Source organism: Amycolatopsis sp. NPDC033938 (assembly GCF_055575975.1).
Genome location: NZ_JBVIRO010000001.1, coordinates 566,862 through 588,517, shown reverse-complemented (window position 1 = coordinate 588,517; position 21,656 = coordinate 566,862). Strand labels below are relative to the sequence as shown.

Sequence of the window (21,656 nt, the reverse complement as noted above, 5' to 3'; positions counted from 1 at the left end):
TTCCTTCACGGGGTGAAGGTGAACCAGTTGACGCTCACGAAATCGGCGGGCTGACCGCTGGCGAAGGTCAGGTAGACGTCGTGTTTCCCGGTGATCCCGCTGATGTTCGCCGGTACGGTCCGCCAGCTCTGCCAGCCGCCGGTGCCGGCGACGGCGAAGCTGCCGACGGGCGCATTGGCAGGACTGTCGAGCCGGACCTCGACCAGGCCGCTCACGCCACCCGTCGCGCCGGACGCGACCCGCGCCTGGAACTGCCTGGCCGTCTGCGTCCCGAAGTCGATGCCCGGATACCGCGCCCAGTCACCGTTTCCCGCCGGGCCGATGTTCTGGCCGCCGCCGGTGTCGGACGTGGCCTGCTTGGCGAGACCGGCGGCCTGGCTGTAGGACTCCGCCTGGATCGTGCTGTACGCGCTGCCGCCACCGGGATTACTCGTCGTTGTCGTCGAAGTGGGTGTCGTGCCGCCGCCGCGGGTCAGGACGGTGATGTAGTCGACGACCATCGGATGCCCTGGCACGATCCCCGGCCCCGGGGTCGTGGTGCCGGAGTTGTTGTTCGGGAAGGCGCCGCCGATCGCGACGTTCAGCAGCACGAAGTAACCGGCGTGGTTCGTCATATTGGCCCACGTGGTGGCGTCGACCTGGTTCTGGCTGACCGAGTGGAACTGCTGTCCGTCCACGAGCCAGCGGAACACGTTGGGGCTGACGGAGGTGTCCCATTCGAAGGTGTAGGTGTGGAACGCGCTCTGGCAGCTCGCGCCGGGACAGGTCCGGCTGCCGACGAGGCCGTCGGTCTCCTTGCACGGGCCGCCGGGGTTGACGCCGCAGTGCAGTACGCCCCAGACCGTGTTGATCCCGTTGACGTTCTCCATGATGTCGAACTCGCCGATGGCGGGCCAGTTCCAGTAGTTGCCGCGATACGGCGAACCGAGCGCCCAGAACGCGGGCCAGTAGCCGAGCGCCGCGGCACCGGTGACGTTCGGCATCTGGATGCGGCCTTCGATGCGCAACGCCCCGCCGGACGGCGGTTTGAAGTTCGTGCGCTGCGTTTCGATCCGCGCCGAGGTCCAGTTGCCCGCGCCGTCGCGCAGCGGTGTGATCCGCAGGTTGCCGGAGCCGTCCTGAGCGAGGTTGGCGGGGTTCGTGGTGTAGTTCTGGATCTCGCCGGTGCCCCAGTTGCCGGGGCCACCGGGATAGCCGTGACCGGTGTCGATGATCCAGTTCGCACTCGATGGGAGGGAGCCGGCGGCGCCGGTGAAGTCGTCGGCGAAAACGGTGGTCCAGCCCGAGGGCGGCGGCGGGACGGCGGCCGCGGCGGGGAGCGTGAGCGGGACTGCGATCAGTGCCGCGCCGAGCACCGAGCCGAGCGCGATCTTCCAGCGGCTCCGGTGGGGAGACGTAACGGACATCGGACCTCCTCGTCACCTTTGTCGAGGTTTTGTTGCCGATCACAACAAAGCGGTATGTCCGATATGACACCTGGTCTGCACCAGTGGCGCCTACCACTGTTCGGGTGAATCCGTTCGCGCGGTCACCCGGCCCCCGACGTTATGAACGGGACTTTCATTGCAAATTTTGCAATGAAAGTCCCGTTCATAACACTGGGTCAGAGGCCGAAGCGGCTCCAAGCGGCCTTGTGCTGAACAGCGTCCAGCAACGCGCTCGCCGCCGCCGGAGCGCCGATGCCGAGCCTCGCCAGCAACGCCTTCTTCGGTTCGGCGACCGAGATCTCGGCGTCCGGGTACCGCTCGGTGATCACCTGGCGCAGGCTGCCGACACCGTCGATGAGACCGAGTTCGACCGCGCGGGCGCCCAGCCAGACGTCACCGGTGAACAGGTCCTCGGAGCCGGAAAGCCGGTCTCCGCGACGCTCGGTGACCCAGTCGACGAACAGTTCGTGGAGCTGGCCGTGCATCTTCTTCAGCCACTCGACGTCTTCCGGTTTCTCCGGGCTGAACGGGTCGAGCCGGGACTTGTTCGCGCCCGCCGTGTGCAGCCGCCGCTCGATGCCGAACCGCTCCAGCAGGCCGGTGAACCCGAACCCGCCGCTGACCACGCCGATGGAGCCCACCATGGACGTCCGGTGCGCGTAGATCTCGTCGGCGGCGCAGGCCAGCCAGTATCCGCCGGACGCGGCGACGTCCTCGGCGAAGGCGAGGACGGGCACGTTCTTCTCGTCGGCGAGCTGGCGGATCCGCTCCGCGACCAGGCCCGACTGCGTCGGCGCGCCACCCGGCGAGTTGATCTGCAACGCGACGGCCTTCAGCCGATCGTGCGCGAACGCGCGGGTCAGCGCCGATTCGACGGCCGCGAGGTTGATCGAGCCCCTGGCCAGCGGCGACGGGGTCGGCGTGATCACCCCGTGCAGCTTCACCACGGCGACGACGTCCTTGCGATCACCCCGTTCGCCGATCATCGGGAGACGGGAGGTCAGCTTGTCCGCAACGCTCATACCGCCAGGTTACCGACGTTCACGACGGCAGCACGCCGCTGCGCGAACCGCTCACTCCACTGGCCTCGTTCGGACCGCCCTGCGGCGGGACCGCAGCGCTGTCGGCGGAGAAGTCCGGCAGGTTCGGCCGGACACCGGGCATGAACTTCGGCACCCGCAGGGTCACCTTCATCCCGGCGCCGGGCGCGGTCTCCACCATGAGCGCGTAGTCGCGGCCGAACACCTGCTGCATCCGCTGGTTGATGTTGCCGAGGCCGACGTGCGCGCCCGTACGGTGCTGGCTGCGGAGGTCCGCGAGTTTGGCGGGCTCCATGCCGATGCCGTCGTCCTCGACGCTGATCAGTGCTTCGGCGCCGTAGTCCTCGGCGATCACCGTGACGCAGCCGCCCGACGGCTTCGACGCGAGACCGTGTTTGACGGCGTTCTCCACCAGCGGCTGGATGATCAGGAACGGCACGACCACCGAAAGCACCTCGGGCGCGATCTTCATCCGCACCTCGAGCCGTCCGCCGAAACGGGCGTTCTCGATGGTCAGGTACCGGTCGATGTTGCGCAGTTCCTCTGCGAGCGAAGTGAACATGCCTGACGTCCTGAACGAGTAGCGCGTGAAGTCGGCGAAGTCCTGAAGCAGCTCTCGCGCTTCCTCCGGGTCCGTCCGGATCAGCGACGAGATCGTGTTGAGCGCGTTGTAGACGAAATGCGGTGAGATCTGCGCGCGCAGCGCCTTGATCTCCGCCTGCTGGAGCTGGTTCTTCGATTCGTCGAGACGCGCCAGCTCGAACTGGGTGCAGACGAACTGCGCCACCGCGTCGGCCATCTGCACCAGCCGGCCGCGCGTGCGCCCGACGACGATCAACGCGGCCTCGGTCTCGCCTTCGACGATCAGCGGCACGATCACCGCCGTCCGCATCCGGCAGGTGCCGCGGTGGTTGCACGGCATCTTGTCGTGCGCGACGACCTCGCGGCGGTGCTTGCGGATCGCGTTGCCGATGGCGTCGACCAGGTCGACGTAGTGGTCGTTGGCCTCGCCATCCCACGACAACAGCGTGCCTTCGCTGTCGGTGATGCCGACAGCGACGCAGTCGAGCATCTCCAGCAGCTGGCTGGTGATCTTGTCGGCGACCTGCTCGTCGAGCCCCTCGCGGAGATCCGGCGTGGCCTTCGACATCCGGTGGACGGCCTGCAGCACCGCGTTCTCCACGATGCTCGCGGGACGCCGCAGCTTGATCAGCAGGACGACCACGAGGATCGCGAGCAGCAGTGCCACCCCCCAAGGGATGATCTGCGCGATATCGAGCCCGGACACGGCGTCCATGCTCTGCGCTCGACCAACCGGGTGCAAGGCCTGCTCCCCACTTTCCGTTGAGTTGTGACAACTGAGGGTGGGGCCGACCCTACCCAAGGCCGGGGAGTCACTTGAGCAGGCGCGACATCCGCCGGTCGGCGAGCGGCTTCCCGCCGGTCTGGCAGGTCGGGCAGTACTGGAACGACTTGTCCGCGAACGAGATCTCGCGGATCGTGTCGCCGCAGACCGGACACGGCAGCCCCGTCCGCGCGTGCACCCGCAGCCCGGAGCGTTTCTCGCCCTTGAGCCGGGCGGCGGACTGGCCGACCGAACGCGTCACGGCGCTGGTCAGCACTTCGCGGATCGCCTCCGAGAGCCCGTCAAGCGCCCCTTCGGACAGCTTTCCCGTTGTGGCGTAAGGGGAAAGCTTCGCCATGTGCATGATCTCGTCGGAGTAGGCGTTGCCGATCCCGGCGATCAGCGACTGGTCGGTCAGCGCCGTCTTCAGCCGTTCGGTGCGTCCCGCGAACAGCTTCTCGAGTCCCGTCCGGTCCAGCGACAACGCGTCCGGCCCGAGCCGCGCGATGCTGGCGACCTCCTTCTCCGGATCGCGCACGATCCAGACAGCGAGTCCCTTCTTCGTACCGGCCTCGGTGAGGTCGAAGCCCGGCCCCGCGGCCGCGTCGAGGTGGACCCGCAGCGAGATCGGCCCCTTGCCGGGTTTCAGCGGCGTCGGCGACAACGCGTCGGACCAGCGCAGCCAGCCCGCCCTCGCCAGGTGGACGACCAGATGGAGGTCCCCGGCGACGAGGTCGAGATGCTTGCCGAACCGGCCGGCCCCGGTGACCTCACGGCCGTGCAACTCGGTCCAAGGCGGTGTCGCCGTCTTCAGCACGCTGAGGGACGACACGTCGACACGGAAGATCGTCTTGCCCACCGCGTGTTCACGCAGGTGGTGGGCGAGCGCTTCGACCTCGGGTAACTCGGGCATGACCCCAGTCTCGCGCGTTCAGGTCGTCGCGACTACTCCACCGGGTGCAGCGGGCCGTCGAAATCCGGCAGCGAGTGCCGCTGGATGGTCTTGGTGATCTTCGAGACCTCACCGCGCACGGTGAACATGCCCCGGATGGTGCCCACCCAGCGTTCGGACGGCCGGTCGCCTGCCAGATCACCCTCGGTCTCGGCGACCACGGTCCACGGGCGGCGCAGGATCCACCGCAGCGGGAAGAACAAGGCGACCAGCAACAGCGCCAGCGGTACCCAGGACGGGATCATCACATCCGCAGGTGTCCACATGATGAGCACGATCGCCAGCAGCGCGGTCACGACGATCATCGCGATACCCGGGCCGTAGCTGCCTGCCACATCGTGCTCGAAATCGTCCGCAGTCGCGGGAGCACGCCATTCCATCTGGGCTCGGACCACCCAGTCACGGCCGTCCTCGCCGTGCACCAGCCGGTTCATTCAGTCGCCTCCCGCGCGGCCGCTCGCTCGTCGTGAGCGACCTCCACCGTACCGTGATCGCGGGAGGATTCGCGAGAGTTCGAAGGCTATCCGTCCCTCTCCGGCGTTACGGGCACGTCGGGTAGTCGACGCCCGGTTCCGGATAGTGGGAAGTCGGCTTCACCGGGCTCTCCTCGTCCTCCGACGGCTCGCCGGACGGCTTCTCGGTCGAGCTCTCGGGGGTGCCGGAAGTCGGCGAAGTGGACCCTTCCGGGTCAGTGGTCGACTCCGGCGTATTCGGATCCGAAGACTCCGTGGAGTCCCGTGGCGTCGTCGTCGGGCTCAACGACTCCTCGGTGGGGTCGGGCGATTCGCCGGGCGGCGGGATGTCGTCCCGCTTCGAGGTGGTCTGGTTCGAACCGCTTTCCGGGACCTCTTCGTTCCGAGGCGCGGTCTCCTCCGGCAACGGATACCGCGCGGCCGGGGGCTGCGCGACGTCGCCACCGCCGCCGAGTTCCTTCCGCGAGGTGTCACCCGCCCCGGGCAACGTCGGCACGTCCGCCGCACCGAGTTCGGCGTTCGGCCCCCTGCCGGTCTGAACCGGCCCGGAACCCTTGCCGTGAAGCTGGTCTTCAGCGATCCGCTGCGGCGGAATCTGCACTGGCTGGTGCTGACCGGGCGGAGCGACCTGCGCCGGCGGCAACAGTGCGAGCTCCGGCAGCCCACCCCCGGACAACCCGATGGTGTGAGTGACATCGGTACCGAACACGGCCGGGCCGGCGACGATCCCGACCGCGCCCGCGGCGGCCGTCGACGCCACCGCCATGCCGACCTTCACCTTCGACCCGAGAAGAAGCCCCTTCACCGAAGCGGCGAATCCGGACAACGCCCCGGACGACCCGCTCGCGTAAAGACCGGCGGCCCCCGGCACCAGCAGCGCCACCACACCGGCGTGCGCCCGCAGCGAAGAGCAGACGTCACGCAGCTCGTCGTGCGTGGCCCGGCAGGACTGGCACCCGATCAGATGGGTCTTGATCCGGCGCGCCTCGGCGCCGGTGACACTGCCCGCGGTGAACCCGCCGAGCTTCTCCACCACCGCCCGGCACGAATCCGGCCCGCGGTTCACCGACAGGTGGGCCTGCAGATACGCCGCCCGCAACCCCTGCCGCGCCCGGCGGGCCAACGCCGCCGTCGCGTTCGCGCTCAGTCCGAAATGCGGCGCGACCATCGAAGGCTGCTCGCCCTCGACCTCGGTCTGCCACAACACCGAACGCCAGCGCTCGGGCAAACTCGTGAAAGCCGTCGTGATCAGCGAATGCTCGGCCGTACGGGCGTTCGTATCCGCCCCCGCGCCTGCCCGGAACGACAGCTCGTCGTCGCTCACCGGCACGTCACGGCGCGCGCCGTGCCACTCCCACGAGACCCGGCGAGCCACCGTCAGCAGATACGCCCGGACGTAGTCGCGTGGCCCCGCGCCCCGGCGCAGCGCCTGAAGCACCCGGAAGAAGGTCTCGGCCGTGATGTCCTCCGCCTCCGACCGATCGGAGGCGAGACTGCGGGCCAACCGCCGCACCGCGGCGGCGTGAAGTTCGAAAAGCTCCCCGAAGGCGGCGTCCTCCCCATCACGGAGCCGCTGGAGCAATGCCTGCTCGTCGGATTCCGAGGCCGCCTGAAGCGGCACCGTGCCCTGCTCGGTCATCCGGCCAGGCACCTCCTCCCCGAAGGACTCACCATTCGGTCGAATGGGGACACCATACGGAGGTATGCAGCCGTCGTCACCCCTTGTACGCCAGGTGTGACACCGAAGCACCTGCCGGGGTGGGTGCAAACGGCTACAGACGGTCGGTGTATGGTTGTTCCACTGCTTCAAACGAGTGTTGAAGCGCGAAGTGACATGCGGATGTAGCGCAGCTGGTAGCGCATCACCTTGCCAAGGTGAGGGTCGCGGGTTCGAATCCCGTCATCCGCTCGCAGGTGGGAGTGCTGTGTCCAGGCAAGCCTGGACCATGGCCTGCTCGCCATAATTCCCGGGGGGCCGAGCCCCCCGGACCCCCGCGGTTCCTGTAACTCACCCTTGCGGGTGGGTATTGGGCGCGTGATCGTTAAGGTTTCAGCGGTTCTCGCTACTTCTTTTTGGTTACTACGTGCTACAGGTTCGGTGAGCAGAGTCACACGACCGTAGTAATTCGTATCTCTGCATATGTTGGGACGCCAACGAAGGCGTCTACCTGGGAGTTCGGTACTTTGTGGACCGGATCTTCGAGGGTGGGGAAGCACGGATGAGTGAGAACGCGCGCGACGGCGGCCCCGTCGCGACGATGGAAGCCGAGCGGAAAACGCCTGAACCGGGCAAGCCCGCGAAGCGCGGACTGCTCGATCACCTCCCCTATTGGGCCCTGTGGGCACTGACCGCCGTACCGATCGTGCTGTCGATCGCCGAGGTCGTCCGCGCCCCCAAGATCAACCACGCGGATTACTGGGTCGTCCTCGGCCTCGTCGCCGACAAGAATGGCAACCTCGACGTCGCCCAGCTGTTTCACCTCTACCACGAGCACCCGATCGTGCTGGTCGGCCTCGTCTTCTGGCTGGACGCGAAGCTGTTCGCCGGAACCCAGCCACCACTCGGCTTCCTCAGCGTCATCCTCGCCGCCGGCATGTTCGCCGCACTGTGGAGCATGCTGCCCCGCACGCTCACTGGCCTGCGCCGAGCCGGTGTCGTCGCCGGACTCTCCGGCCTGGTGTTCTCCGCAGGCACTGTCGAGTACTTCGGCGACGGCATGATGGGCGTCCAGTGGCTCCTCGGCCTCGCGCCCGCCGTCATCGCGATCGCCTTCGCGCACCACGGCAAGCTCATCCCGGCTTTTCTCTTCGCCTTCATGGGCAGCCTCGGGCACGGTGTGGCGTTCCCGGTCTGGATCGTCCTCGCGCTCGTCCTCTGGCTCCGCGGCGAGAGCCGGGTCAAGGCCGCGCTGCCACTCGGCCTCGGGCTCGTCGTCTTCGTGCTCTGGCGCATCGCGCCATGGCCGCCGAGCTACCAGAAGCCGAACGTCGTCGGCGCCGACACCTATCTCGGCGCCATGACCAGCACCATCGGCCAGTCCTGGTCCACCAAGTCACCGGATGTCGCGTTCCTCGCGGGCGCGCTGACCGTCGGCCTCTTCGGTGTCCTCGCCGCGACAGCCGTGAAGCAGCGGCTCGCGACCAAAACCGAGAACTTCACCGGAACCCTCGACGGTCCGGCACCGGTCGCGGCCGTCGCGGGCTGGTTCGGCCTCGCCGCCCAAGTGACGTTGAACGGCGCGATGATCGGCGTCAGCCGAGGCGGCTACAACGCCACCGAAGGCATGTCGTCCCGCTACGTCGGAATCGGGCTGCTCGGTGTCTGCGCGGTACTCGTGCTGCTGGTGACCCGCGGACCGCGGGCACTGCGACTCAAGGCGATCCCTCTGGCGCTCGTCATGGCCCTCTGCGTCTACGCGATCGGGAACACCGCCGCGGGCGCGACCCGCTACCGGTACGCGTACCAACCCGTCCTTGGCGTGGCAATGCAGGTGAACGCGGGCGGTGTGATGAGCAAAATGTACGCCTACCCCGACTTCCTCGAGCAGGAGCGGACGATGGGCATCTACCCGTTCACCCCCGACTTCACCCTGGGCTGCGGCGCGGGCGGACCGGAACTCGGAACGACCGTCGACCTCGCCAAGGCCGTCGAGCTCAAGGGCCCCGGCTACGGCACCAAGGACACCGCCGGTGCCGTCGACACCGCGCCCGTCACCGGTGACAAGCAGATCAACGGATGGGCACTCATCGGCGGCGAACGGGCCCAGTGCATTCTCATCACCGACGGCGCGGGCAAGGTCGTCGGCGGGGGCACGGTCGGCCTCCCGCGCGACGACATCTCGCAGTTCATGAACGGCACCGGCCGCTCCGGCTGGCAGGCCGTCGCGGCCCCCGAGGTGAAGGATCCCATCGTTCTCGCCTATCGCGACGGCACGTATCACCGCATCACGACGATCAAGGACGCCGGGAAGGGTTAGAGCGCGGGCGCTTTGAAGGGGTCGTGTTCGGCCAGAAGCTTGTCGACACGGGCTTGGTCGACCCTGCTGACGACTGAGTTCTCGTCCTGCCGGTCACGGATGCACTTGGCGAGAGTGAACGCCGACGTCGTCAGGAACAGCATGCCGAGGGCGAGGAAGCCGCGGACCCAGCCGTCGGCCGGCAGGTACCAGATGCCGACGACGACCGCGACCAGCGCGAGACCGAACGAGAGGGCGGCCTGGACGAGGAAGGCGACCGTGGTGGGAGGCGCTGCGGAGGTTTTCGATGCCGGCTGAGGGCGGGATTGGCTATGTCAACAAGGCAAACCCGAAGCGAGCGTATTCGCAAATGCTTCGCAACCTATACGCCTTCTCGCCTTGAACCCTCGTAACAAGCGCCAGAAGACACTCGTCCCATCGGTGAGCTAATCATCGCCGACAACAGACACAAGGCCGACTGACGCTCCAACAGATAACACGATGCCCCACTATCCCACGGAAAGCGTCCCTTGCTATCCGGCCAGTACGTCATTACCGCCGAGAATTTCTCTGTCTTGTAAAAATTGATAGCCTACTGCACGTATTCCGAATACAATCTCCTCTTCAGCAAGCGAAATAAACCTCGGAACCCTCCGACACCGAGTCGCTTCGAGTCATTCTCCAAACTTAAACCCAGGATTTACCAATTCGACCAGGTCGTCTATTATCGCAAATTCTGCTTCCAAATCCAGGCCGAACACCAAAACCTCTGGGTGCCCACAAACATGCTCCAGCCCGACCGTGTAGCTGAAGTCTGGCTCATCGAGTTCTTCCGAGAAGACTCCAACCTTGTGATAGCCGTAATTTCTGACGTCAGATATTACAGCCACTGCTTGTGAACTCCAGCCAGGACACCCATTCGACCGGTACCACATAGTTCACACGACTCATCATGGTTCACGCAATTCACCACTTGTTCGACCGTCAGGATTCCCGGTCCAGCAAGTCATACTTAACGCCACTTGCCCAACGAAGAAACAAATGATTTGCAGGCTCCCTCAACTGGCATGTAGCCAGTCAAGCAGATTCTGAAGTTCTACATCCAGCCAGACTAGGTCCACATCGCGAAAATATGCCTCGCGCGGCAGAGAATCCGTACTGTAGTTGATACTCGACCTCTGCACTTCACCAGAATCCCAGACTGTTATATAAAAGCCCTTGCTACCCTTCTCGAAATACACGCCAAAGGATGCTTTTTCTACATTATCCAAGGCGTCGAATACTTCGATCACTAGCCCCAGCTCGTCGCACCCATGCCGCACACCAGCTACTTTCGATTTAAATGCATGAGCAATGGATTCTTTCATTTCCGGTCCACAATCCTGAGGTTTCCGAAAGCAGGCATCGCGGGAGCTGGGAGACCGCGCTTCGCGTTAAGCCTTGAGAAGATGGGATGTTTCGGACCTGGGATTTGTGCCCACCCGGGCTCGCCAGCCGGTTTCAGACATGAACACGGCACATCGAACTCGGCATAAACTGAGCCAACAGGAGCTTGTTTCCGGAAGGCATCGGCATTTGCTGGACTCGCCACGTACGTCGAATCCCCTCTACTTCCAGCTTGAACCTTTCCTGTGGCGCTCATCGCTCCATATTCCTTCTCCGACATCCATCGGCCCACGGTGCAAGACTTATTATGGGTGAGAGCTGTAGTGGTGTCAGCCACCACATAGTAGGTGTGGTCTGTGTCGATGGTGAGGTTATGAACGCTAGCCTGGGCGTCCCATGCCCGGACCGCTGTGACCTGTACCCAGGTGCCGGAACTGGTCTGCAGCCAGCTGCCGACCCTCAGCTCACTGGCGGGGATCCACTTCCGCAGGTCTGGGGCCCAGAACGGGTGACCATCGGTGGCGACGATCGGTGCCTCACCAGCAATGCTGATCTCGACCAGACGCTTCTGCCCTTCACCGATGATCGTGGCCACGATCTTCCGTGCCGTGGTTTCACCGGTCTCCGGATCCGTGGCCTGCACCTGGTCGTCGAGCTTCACCTCTTCGATCGGCTTTGTCGTGCCGTCGGACATCAGGACCCGCGTACCGGGCACGAAGCTGTTGCAGCCCGAGTCGCTAGCCGCGGCGGCACCGCCCATGGCCGCGGCCGCGGCACCGACGACGCCCTCGCCTTCGCTGACGGCGACCACAACTTGGACCGCGTTAGCCGCCATCTCGGCATCGGCGAGGATGCGCTCGGTGTCGGCGATGACCTTCTGGGCCTTCTCCACCTCACGACCGAAGGTCGCCAGCGCCCGCGCGCCCTTCCAGAAGCTCGCGACGATCTCGCCGACCTTCAGGATCTTGCCCCAGGGGATGAAGTTGAGGAGGGTGCTGATGCACGAGCCGACCGATCCCTCGATACAGCCCATGATGTCGTCCCAGCCGATGAGGCTCTTGATCAGCTCACCGGCCGCGTCTATGAAGACGTCCCATTTGGACTTCTTCACGACGACCTGCGCCTCTTTGTAGGACTTCTCGTTGTAGCCCCGTTTTGCTTTCTCCCGCTGCTCGGCCGCGTACTTCTTGCCCTGCGGTGACGACGGAGAGCTGGCCATCACGGTGCAACTACCCGTGCACTTGGCCGCCTGTTCGGTGCCCTCGTGGCAGAACAGGCCGTCTTCACCCATGTGGAAACAGGCCGACATGCCGGACGGGTCCGTCATGGTCACCGGCGAGTTGTTCGCGTAGGAGTACGGGTTCCACAGTTGCGGGACCGCCGGATCCAGCACCGGGTCGGTCTTGGTGAACCGGCCGAGCGCCGGGTCGTATTCGCGTGCACCGAGGTGCGTCAGGCCGGTCGCGTCCTGGTAGCCGCCGACAAAACCGTGTTTGTCCGGCCAGGTGGACGGCGCCGGACCGCGTGGATTGCCGAAGGGGTCCATGTACCGCTGAGTGGGTGTGAGCGTTCCCGCGGAGATGGCCAGACCGTTGGTCCCGTGAAGATCACCGAGCATCCACTTCAGGGCGGAGCCACCGACTCGCACTGCGACCTGGACCCCGCCGTGCTGATAGAAACGGGTCGCGGTCACACCGGTCGTACCGGTGGTGATGACCAGCTCGAGGTCGCCGATCGCCAGTGTGGTGCCGGTCGGAGCGCGCGTGACGAGCCGGTTGCCATCGGCGTCGTAGATGTACTTGCTTTCACCTGTAGGCGTTGCGACGCCCGCGGTTCTTCCCTCGTGATCGTAACTGAACGTCTGGGTGTCGCCACCGACGTTCCGCGTCAGCATCGAGCCGGCTTCGTCGTAGGTGTAACCGCTGGTCGAGGTCCCGTTCGGGCCGCTCGTGTCCACCTTCTGCAGGGCGTGCGGCTTGACCGCGCTGGGCCCGGCCGCCGGATAGGTGGACGTGCTCGTGACGTCGCCGGTCGGCTTGTGGTCGACCTCCTTCGTGCGGTTCCCGGTCTTGTCGAAGGTGTACGACTTCCAATACGGCGCGGCACCGCCGAGCGCGGACGCCGACTTGGCCGTCGCGCAGTCGGCTGAAGACGGGGTCCAAGCCTCGGTCAGCCGTCGTTGGTAGTCGTACTCGAAGCACTGGGTGTCGGCAGCAGCACCTGACGGGGTGTCCGAGATCTTCGTGACGTTGCCGGCCGGGTCGTAACCGTAGGTCCGGTTGGTCAGCTGCGATCCGATCTGAGTGGCCCGGTTGACGGTGGTCGTCTGCGGGCGCCGGGTGACCTCGTCGTAGGTCTGGGTCACGCCGACGTTCGCGGTGGACTTCTCCCCGTCGAACTGCATCCGCGACATCTCGTTGAACGAGGTGTAGTCGGTCTTCGAGATCAGGTTCGTGGTCGTGCCCGCGGAATCGATCGCATACGTCGTGGACGGCAGCCCTAGCTCGTTGTAGGTATGCCGAACGTGTTCCAGCGGCAGATTTCCGGCCTTCGGACTCACCGTCGATGCGACTGCACCCGTAGCCGTGTACGAGGTACTGAACTCATACGTACCGGCCAAGCCCTTTTCGACAGCCGGAACATCGACGGCGTTCTTGGTCGGCCTGCCGTACCTGTCATACGCCGCGACACGAGTGACGTACGCGTCCGTGCCTGCCCACCTGGTCGACGAAGCGGGCAAACCGATGCCGTTGGGAACGGTGTCATAGGTCCAGCTCGCCAATTTGGTGCCGGTGGGCGAATCCGCGTTGGTCTGCGTCTTACGTCCGAGTTTGTCGTAGGTATAGAAGGTGGCCTTGCCGCGCGAATCGGTGGACGAGGTCAGTTGTCCGCTGTCGTCGTAGGTGTAGGTCGACCGTCCCGCGTCCGGATCGGCCTGCCAGACCTTGCGGCCGCGCAGGTCGTAGCCGGTCGACCAGACATTTCCGGCGGCGTCGCTCATCGACGTCATGGCACCGGCGGCGTTGTAGGTGTAGTTCGTCGCGTCGGCCGGATTCGCCGCTCCCGGTGTGTAACCGTTCGTGTAGAGCAGCCGCTGGACGGTCTGCCCGTGTACGTCGGTCACCACGGTCTGCGGCGACGCGCCCCGCGGCGGAATGGTCGTGACCCGGTCGCCGCCGTAGATGGTCGACGTCTGCCACTGCTTGACGCCCTTCGACATCAGGATCGACGCCGTCACACGGGCACGGCTGTCGTACTCCGTCACGGTCTGGTTCAGCACCGTGTTGTCCGCGACGGTCACCAGCTTCGGGACAGGGCCGGAAGCACTGTTGAAGTAGCCGTTGTTCGTCTTGAACGGAAGCCCGCGCGAGTCGTAGACGGTGTCGCTGATGATCCGTCCGCCACCGGACGCCGCGGACTGCGCCTGCCTCGTTCGTCCGAGACCGTCGTAAATCGCGTACGACGTCGTGTACTCGCCGTTGTCCTGCAGGGCTTTCGTCGCCACGGTGGTCGGGATGGCGGCCGGTGACGTCGCCGCGTCGGTGTATTCGAAGGTCGCCGTCGCCTTGTCACCGTCGAGCTTGCTGCGCCCTGGATTCCAGACCGCTGTCTTGCGCCCCAACGCGTCGTAGGTGATGTCCGTGCGGACCTTGTTCACGTCGACCGAGAACACCGGGTTTCCCCGCGCCGGTTCCTTGGTGGTCGTCGAGACCCAGCCGAGGGGGTTCGTCACGGCGATTTCGGTGACCTGTCCTCCGGCGCTGTGCGTGTACGCGGTCTTCGTCACCGCGCCGGACACGTCGGTCGACAACGTCTCGCGGCCGTAGGCGTCGTACTCGTTCGTCGCCGTCGTCACGAACTTCTTGCCTGTGGCGTCCCAGGCGCTCAGCGTGTCGGTGCGCGTGATGTCGCCCGCGGTCGGCGGCGTGCCGAAGGCCTGTTTGTCGTAGGAGACCTGGACATTGGTGATGACCGTGGACGCCGTCGCCGTAGCGGAACAGAGCCCGGCGAACATCACGACTTCGCTCGACTTGTCGAACATCCCGGTCGCGGTGTTCGGGGCATAGGTCGTCTTGGTACAGGTGTCGTCCGTGGCGACGCCGGTGTCACCACGGTCCTCCTGCTCGATGACGAGACCGTTGTCGTTGAACTTCTTGTTCACCTGGTTGCGGCGATACGTCTTGCCGTCGGAGAGCAGGGTGCGGCCGCGCACGGTCGCGGTGTCCACCGAATGCGCCTTGAGCAGGCCATCCGCGCTCGTCGCCGTCGGACCACGGACCCAAGGATCGTTGATGGCCGAGTTGTCCACCGTCGCCGTACCCGGGAGATAGGTCCTGGACTCGCGGAGGAACCCTTGCAAGGGATCCTGATCGACGATCGTTCCCTTTTCGGAGTCTTCGACGGAGACCGAGCGTTTTCCGCCGTTCGGCAGGTGGTCGCCGTCCATCCCTCTCAGGTACAACGACTCCGTCACCGTCTGCGTGGCGGACGGGTGGCCGATGGACGTCCGCACGACGCCGTAGCCACGCCATTGACTCCAGGTCTTCCGCTCTTTCGGCGTGAACTGACCCTCGTCGTAGTGCCAGGCCGCGTCACCGAGGTAGTCGTAGTGCGTCTTGACCGCGACTCCACCGGCGGTCAAGTCTTCCTCGGAAATGTCCGTGACGACGTATTTGTGGAACCAGTCGAGAACTGGGTCCTTCGCCGCCGGAGGACTCCAGAACGACGCGTAGCACCGCATCGTGTCGGTCTCGGGTGACGCCGGCATGCGTGTCCCCGCGACACAATCGGGGCCCGAGTAGGCGACACCGATCCGCCCACCGGTTTCGGTCCTGATCTCGTTGACCCGGTAGCGGGTGATCGGGGAGTACTGATCGTTGGCCGTGTCGACCCGGTTCGCGAACATGAATCCGCCGAAGGTGGTGGCGGGGAGCGTGATGCTTCCGCCACCGCCCTTCCCTGTGTGGGTGACCGAGGAGAGCCACAGCGCGGACGGCGAGGCGTCCCCGGTTCCGGGGAAGGTGTGGGCCAGGTTCCAGACGTCGACGTCGGTCTGGGTGCCCGCGTTGTTGTACTGCGTCCGGACCGTGGTCAGCCGCTTGCGGGTGAAGAAGGCGGGCGAGCCGTAGTCACAGGGCTTGTCCTTGGCGCAGATCTGCTCGAACGGGACATCCGGCCAGGACGACGCCGTCGTCGAAGTCAATTGCGAGGGATCACAGGTGATCGCTCCGGACGGGAGGCAGCGCTCCGCGGTTTCGAAGACGACCTGATTCGTGGGTGCGGAACCGTAGACACTGCCGTCCTTCAACCGAAGGCCGTACTCGATCCGCAGGGGATACCCGCCCGCCGTGTATTCGGTTCCGGCGGTCGCGACGTTCTGATTGAGCCCGTAGTAGTTGACCTCCGGCTGGTAGTAGTACGTGCTGGCGTTCCCGTGGGGATCCACCACGTAGTCGAGGTTCCAGCGCCAGGGCTGCCGGCAGGACGAGCCGGCGAAGTTGTTCGGTTTGTAGCAGGCTTCACCGTCGTTGTTGCCGAATACCGGGACCGTCCACGTGGACTGGGTCTCGGCTTTGCCGCCAACCCAACCGGGCGGGCGGTTGAGTCCCAGGAAGTACTGGGTTCCGTCGCCGGTGGTGACCTTCCAGTGCTGGCCGTCCTGGGCGTTGTTGGCGGCACCGGTGAGCAATTCGATCTTGGAGCCGTCGTCGTTCTTCGGCCGCCATTGATTCGTTCCGGCGAGTTTGATCAGTTCCGTCGACTTGCCACCGAGGACCAGGGTCGCGTTGTCGATGCCCCAGCACTGGTCACCGGTCTTGGTCTGTCCGTTGTTGCCACCGAGGTCCTCGCTGCACGGCAGGTAGTTGCGGACGACGTAGCCACCCGGCGTGAAGTCCCATCCATCGCCGACCCAGGACGCCTGGTTGTTGGTCGCCGAGGTCAGCCCATCGACGCCACTGGACGAGTACGAGAGCCCGAGGCTCGGTGACGCACCGCTCGGAGCAGACGGGACCGCGAACGGATAGTTGTAGGAGAAGCTTCCGGACGATCCGCCACTCGACCACGACCCCGCCGCCGGCAACGGCTGAGCGGAAACGTTTCCGGCAGAGCCGCTCGCGGCTGCCGTCACAGCGAAGACCCGAGGCGCGGCTCCGGCCAGCGCGACATCCGCCGAGACCTGCCGCGTCTTGCTGTCGTTCACCGTCCCCGGCATTGGGGTCTTCGTCCGGCACTCGGCCTTCGACGGCGTCACCAGGGCACAACCCGGCATTTCCACCAACTGCAGCCGATCGGCCCAGCCGCCGCCGTAGGCGCTCCCGAACGCCCTGTAGTCCACCGCGACATTCACCGGCTCGGCGCCCGCACCCGTGTCGGTCACGGAGAGCACCACGCCGCGGAGTCCGAGCGCGTCGCTGATCTTCTGGTCCGCGACACGGACTCGAACCTTTGGGGCGGGCCCCGCCTTCTTGGCTGCGACGTCCTTCGCCCGCGCCCAGCCGACCTTCACCGGGGTGCCGTTCGCGGCGTTCTGGACGCCGAGTCCCTGTGGCTGGCGGCCGTCGCGTGCACCGGCCAGCAGTTCGACCTCAGCGTCCGTCGCTCCTGGCCAAACCGGCGGGGTCACCTTCGCGTCGGGCAACACCGGCGGCGGCGACGGCGGGGCGACGAGCGGCGTCACCGGAACGCTCTGGTCCTTCTGGCCGGGACCGAGCGACCAGCTCGGTGCGCTCCCCTTGCTTTCGAGCGCGATCGCCGCGCCACCGGACGCGAGCATGATCGCGGACACGATCACCGCTGTGGCACGGGAAAAACGGCCGATGTGGGTCCAGCGGGTGTCTCTACGCATGACGAAGCCTGCCCAAGGTTTCAGATGGAGCGTCTGCCGAACCGGAGAAGGAGAATCAGGGGTGGTCGAGAATCATGTCCGCGGCGACCCGTTGCGCGTCCAGCACACCGGTGTAGACGCGGACTCCGCGAACGTCGCCGTACCAGTAATCGGATTTGTTGCCACTCCACGCACCTCGGCCGAGGAGCAGGCCTTCGAGCGGGCTGGCACCGTTCCACCCGGCCACATTGGTCAGACAGACCGGTGAGAACTGGAATTCGTCCGTGGAGGCGTACAGGCAAGAGGTGCCTGTCGTCGCGTCGTACGTGCCGGTCAGATGAGTCCACACCCCGTCGGCCGCGTTACTGTCGGAAACCGCGAACCATGCGAACGGATTCGTCGGAGTGGCGGTCGACGAACCCATCATCCAGCTCCAGCGACCTTGCCAGTTGCCTGCCTGATCTTTGATTCCTCGATAACCGAGCATGAAAGGCGGGAACTGCGCGGAGTCCATACCGACCGCGGCCCGACCCACTTCGTCGACGCCGGTCGTGTTGGCGGGGTTCGCCTGTTTCGCCGCGGCGGCGTCCTCGGCGGTCCATCGGTGCCTCACCCATGCCTCAACGGTGAAACTGCGGTCGCCACGGAAACTCTCCGGCCGCTGTGCCGCGATCTGCCCGGTCCCGGACTTGTCGAACTTCGCGACGTTGACGCCGTTGTCACTCACCATGGCCGCACCGCCCGAGACGACGCCGGCCGCGCCGGTGACTCCGTCGGCGATGTTGCCGTCGAGCTGGTAGTTCGCCCGGAGCACGGCGGTGTTGGCGAGACCGGCGGTTTCCGCGGCAGGAAGAGCGCGATCCCAGACTTGCACCTGGTCGATACTTCCCTTGAAGAAGGTCGACGGCTGGCTGTTCCACCGCACCTGACCGACCGCGAAACCGCCTGTCGCTGTCCACGTGGTCCCCGCCGGGATGGCCGTTTGCCCTTCAAGGACACCGTTCACATAGAGCAGCACTTTGGCCGTGGAAGAGTCGTAGACGCCGGTCAGATGCGTCCAGACGCCCACCTGCGGGGTGCTGGTGGAAGCCGCCCACCGATAGCCGTCACCGTCGATGTCCGCGGACGGAAGGCCCATGATCCACCGGTTCGCATCCTTGGAATAGCGAAGCTGGAAGCCACTGGAATGGACACCGTCTTGCCCGGCCACAGCGTAATAGCCGTTGGTATCGGCCAGCTTCACCCACGCCGAAACCGTGAAGCTTTGCGCGGTGTCGATCACCGGTGTCTTCGTTCGGCCGTAACCGTTTCCATCGCTCACGAAAGCCTGTCCGGAGGACTGTCCGACCTTGCTCTCGGTCGCGGATTGCCCGGCGGAATCGCTGTAGCCGGTCGCGAACCCCGACCCAGGAGCGAAGGTGAGCGCGCCGTCGTTTCCCGTCGCGTCCACCGTGTTGCTCTCGAATGCGTATTCACGGATGGCCGCCAGGCCGGTCGGGACGCCGTTGTTGCCGTGCAGCGAACCGACTTCCGTCGCGGTCAGTGCCCGGTCGAACATCGCGATCTCGTCGAGTTTCCCCGAGTACAGATAGGTCCGCCCACCGCCTGCCTTCCCACCGCCCACGACCAACGGCCCCGCGCCACCGGAACCGGTGGCGGCGACAGTGGCCTGAGCTTGCCCGTTGACGTAGAGCGTGGCCGTTTTCGCGACGGCGTCGTACACGCCGGTCAAGTGAGTCCACGCTCCTTCCGCCGGAGCAGCCGTGGAGAAGGCGGAACTCTGTGCCGAGTCGGCGATGCTGAACGCCCACTTGCCGGATTCGTGATACTGCAAGGCGAAACCGCTGCTTTGAGTGCCGTCCTGCGACAGCACCACCCGCCTGCTGTTCAGTCCGGTCGGATTCACCCACGCGGAAGCCGAGAAGGACTTCGTCGGGTCGACCACACGCGCGCCCGTCGCGAAGTAGTCGCCTGCCTGGCCGGACAGTGCCGCGCCTTCTCCGATCTTCCCCTCGGTGAAGGCTCCCTTGCCTTCACCGACGTAGCGCAGACCGGTCGCCTGCGAAGCACCGTTCCCTTCGAACTGCCAGGACGCGAGAGGAGCCGTCACGTCGCGGACGCTGAAGTTGTAGTCGACCCTGGTCGACGGCGTCTTCGCGCGGTTGCACGACCAGACGCTCAGGACATGCGTCCCCTTCGTCTGCGGAGCGATGGCGACGGTGGCGGGCCCGTTGTAGGCGGCGGGCTTCACGGTTCCGGACTCGGTTCCGTTGCAGGTGGGCGGTGCGGTGTTGTCGAGCTTCCACACATAGCTTCCGACCGAGGTCGGAGAGTTGGAGACCGTGAAGGTGAAGTCACCCGCCCGTCCAGGACCACCGCCGTAGGTACCACTGGGATACGTCTGGGATGACACCGACGGCGCGGCGGGAGCGGAGAGCTGGACTTCGACTTCGCAAGCGCCTGCCCAGCTGGTTTCGCGACCATCGGTGACGTGCGCGTCGAAGGAGTAGATCCCGTCCGCGGGCATGGAATCCTTGAACAAGGTGGCCTGTGCGTTGCGATTGGCGATGTTCGAGTCGCTCAGGACGTTGTCGACACCTGCTTCACGCTGGTCCCAGGCGTAGTTTCCGGAGCTGACCCAACCCTTGTAAACGCGGAAACCGGCGTACAGCATGCCACCGTCCGGATCCTGGACGTTCGCCTTGACGACGTAGCCGGTGCTGGTACGTCCGAGCACCGGACGGACCCACGGCATGCCCGGGGCGGGCGGCCCACAGGGATAAGTCGAAGTCCCGTTGACGATGGCGAGATTGGCCGGCGAGTTCGGACGTGAGTTGTAGGTGACCGAGAACCCGACCTGGGGGGAATACCGCTTCCAGGTTTTCTGGTCGTTCTCGTCGGGCGAGACTATGCCGAAGGTGAAGGTCGGCCCACCAGCTTTCACGAGACTGTCGATGACCCAGGTGACGTCGAAGCCGACGTTGGTCGGGCAGCCGCTCACGCTTCCGAGCCAGTTGCCCAGTGCCGGGCCACTCCCGAACTTCAGTCCAGGGACGATCGGATTGGTCAGCACCACGTGGTTCGAGCCGTCGCAGTTGCTCGGGTTGGTCACGGCCAAGTTCAGTTGCGCGGTGTAGATCTCCTTCCCGGCCAGGCCCCCGAGGTTCATTTCCACGAAGGAGCGGGCGGTGACGAGGTTTCCCGCGCAGTTCGACCTGGAGTCGTAGATGTACCCGGCCTTGAGCTGGTCGGACGAGTCCCAGACCGCCTCACCCGGCGTCTTGGAAGAGCCGCAGGCGTGCTGGACCAGGTAGTGGTTGCGACCGCAGTTGGAGCAGTAGTTCGTCTGCCAGGTGGGATCGACATAGACCGGGTACGCGGCGTTCACCAGCAGGTCCGCGTCGGGTGTGAGGAGCAGCGACTTACCCGAGATCTCAGTCTGCACCTTGGCTTGACGACCGCCGGTCGCGGGACCGCGGACGAAATCCGTCACATCGGGTTCGACTCCCGACGAGTCCCACATCGAAGGCGCCTTGGCCAGGAAGACGTCGGCCCCCTTGGGGTCCTTGACCCGCAGAGCACCGTCCGCGTCCTTCGTGAGCTTGCCGTTCTTCACCGGCACGCCCAGCTTGATCTTCGCGATGGCCGGATTCTTCGCCGCCTCCGGCGTCTTGATCACGACGACCTCGTGGACCTTGTCCACGTCCACCTCGACCTTGAGGTCGACGCCGGGAAGCACCTCGGGATAGGTGGCGGTGGCGCCCGAAACGACCGGCTGGGGTAGGACACCCGGCCAATCGAGCCCGACCGAGGTGCCCAAGGCGCTCAATTGCAGCAGAGGTGTGGCTCCCGCGGTCTGGACGTCCCCGCGCCGACCTGCGGAAAGCGAGATGTCGGCCATCGCGGCCTTCGGCGACAGCGCGCCGTTCGCCGCAGGGCTCAGGGTGGAGTCCGCGGGAACCCAGCCACCGTCACGAGGAACCCGAACCGGGCGGGTGTTCTGGGTCAACGTCATGGAGCCGTCCGGGTTCGCGAAGGTTTCCGAACGCTCGGAGGTCAGGTCATCGACCCGGACCTTCTTCTGGCCCTGTTTGGCGAATTTCGTCGCCGTTGCGGTGTCCGGAGCGGAATTCGGCAACACCGGCGGCGCCGGGATCGCAGCATCCCCCGGATATGCGAAAGCCGTGGCCGGGAATACCCCGAAAGCCACGGCCAACACCACCACGACGACACCGAGACGCGGTCTCAGGC

The 21,656-nt window shown here is 65.6% G+C and carries 12 protein-coding genes, 1 tRNA gene and 1 pseudogene; 2 read left to right on the top strand and 12 right to left on the bottom strand.

All coding sequences use genetic code 11. The features are described from left to right. Nucleotides 1–5 precede the first annotated feature (5 nt). From ACZ5ZX_RS02840 to ACZ5ZX_RS02815, 6 genes are all read right to left on the bottom strand, one after another. Nucleotides 6–1,406 (bottom strand): carbohydrate-binding protein, encoded by a 1,401-nt coding sequence (locus ACZ5ZX_RS02840; protein ID WP_465500355.1) that lies wholly within the window; start codon nt 1,404–1,406, stop codon nt 6–8. Nucleotides 1,407–1,603: 197 nt separating this feature from the next. Continuing rightward, nucleotides 1,604–2,449 carry a S49 family peptidase gene (locus ACZ5ZX_RS02835; RefSeq protein ID WP_465500354.1) on the bottom strand — a complete coding sequence of 282 codons (846 nt, stop codon included), beginning with the start codon at nt 2,447–2,449 and terminating at the stop codon, nt 1,604–1,606. A 19-nt stretch (nt 2,450–2,468) separates the two neighbouring features. Next, on the bottom strand, nt 2,469–3,764 hold the full coding sequence (locus ACZ5ZX_RS02830; protein WP_465500353.1) for a histidine kinase: 1,296 nt from the start codon (nt 3,762–3,764) through the stop codon (nt 2,469–2,471). 97 nt (nt 3,765–3,861) lie between these two features. Continuing rightward, complete coding sequence (locus tag ACZ5ZX_RS02825; RefSeq protein ID WP_465459544.1) at nt 3,862–4,725, bottom strand: Fpg/Nei family DNA glycosylase; 864 nt, start codon at nt 4,723–4,725, stop codon at nt 3,862–3,864. 32 nt (nt 4,726–4,757) lie between these two features. Next, complete coding sequence (locus tag ACZ5ZX_RS02820; RefSeq protein WP_465500352.1) at nt 4,758–5,198, bottom strand: DUF983 domain-containing protein; 441 nt, start codon at nt 5,196–5,198, stop codon at nt 4,758–4,760. Between the two features lie 106 nt (nt 5,199–5,304). Continuing rightward, the gene (locus ACZ5ZX_RS02815; protein WP_465500351.1) at nt 5,305–6,876 is read right to left on the bottom strand and encodes a sigma-70 family RNA polymerase sigma factor; all 1,572 of its coding nucleotides are present in this window, start codon (nt 6,874–6,876) and stop codon (nt 5,305–5,307) included. Between the two features lie 197 nt (nt 6,877–7,073). On the opposite strand from ACZ5ZX_RS02815, the gene ACZ5ZX_RS02810 reads away from it, so the two are divergent. Both ACZ5ZX_RS02810 and ACZ5ZX_RS02805 read left to right on the top strand, forming a co-directional pair. Further along, a tRNA-Gly gene (locus ACZ5ZX_RS02810) sits at nt 7,074–7,146 on the top strand. A gap of 310 nt (nt 7,147–7,456) precedes the next feature. Then, nucleotides 7,457–9,214: a hypothetical protein gene (locus tag ACZ5ZX_RS02805; RefSeq protein ID WP_465500350.1), complete on the top strand. Its 1,758-nt coding sequence runs from the start codon at nt 7,457–7,459 to the stop codon at nt 9,212–9,214. On the opposite strand, the pseudogene ACZ5ZX_RS02800 reads toward ACZ5ZX_RS02805, so the two are convergent. The 6 genes and pseudogenes from ACZ5ZX_RS02800 to ACZ5ZX_RS02775 form a co-directional block, all read right to left on the bottom strand. Beyond that, nucleotides 9,211–9,501: pseudogene (locus ACZ5ZX_RS02800) on the bottom strand (YiaA/YiaB family inner membrane protein); the annotation flags it as partial. The gene ACZ5ZX_RS02805 and the pseudogene ACZ5ZX_RS02800 sit on opposite strands and share 4 nt — an antisense overlap. Before the next feature lie 74 nt (nt 9,502–9,575). After that, a complete protein-coding gene (locus ACZ5ZX_RS02795; protein WP_465501019.1) occupies nt 9,576–9,782 on the bottom strand; it encodes a hypothetical protein in 207 nt (68 codons plus the stop codon). Between the two features lie 85 nt (nt 9,783–9,867). Then, nucleotides 9,868–10,128: a DUF4262 domain-containing protein gene (locus ACZ5ZX_RS02790; protein ID WP_465500349.1), complete on the bottom strand. Its 261-nt coding sequence runs from the start codon at nt 10,126–10,128 to the stop codon at nt 9,868–9,870. A 123-nt stretch (nt 10,129–10,251) separates the two neighbouring features. Continuing rightward, a complete protein-coding gene (locus ACZ5ZX_RS02785) occupies nt 10,252–10,560 on the bottom strand; it encodes a hypothetical protein (protein ID WP_465500348.1) in 309 nt (102 codons plus the stop codon). Further along, nucleotides 10,557–17,426 (bottom strand): TreTu family toxin, encoded by a 6,870-nt coding sequence (locus ACZ5ZX_RS02780; RefSeq protein ID WP_465500347.1) that lies wholly within the window; start codon nt 17,424–17,426, stop codon nt 10,557–10,559. Before ACZ5ZX_RS02780 ends, ACZ5ZX_RS02785 begins: the two co-directional genes overlap by 4 nt. A gap of 55 nt (nt 17,427–17,481) precedes the next feature. Then, a complete protein-coding gene (locus ACZ5ZX_RS02775; RefSeq protein WP_465500346.1) occupies nt 17,482–21,615 on the bottom strand; it encodes a LamG domain-containing protein in 4,134 nt (1,377 codons plus the stop codon). Nucleotides 21,616–21,656 lie beyond the last annotated feature (41 nt).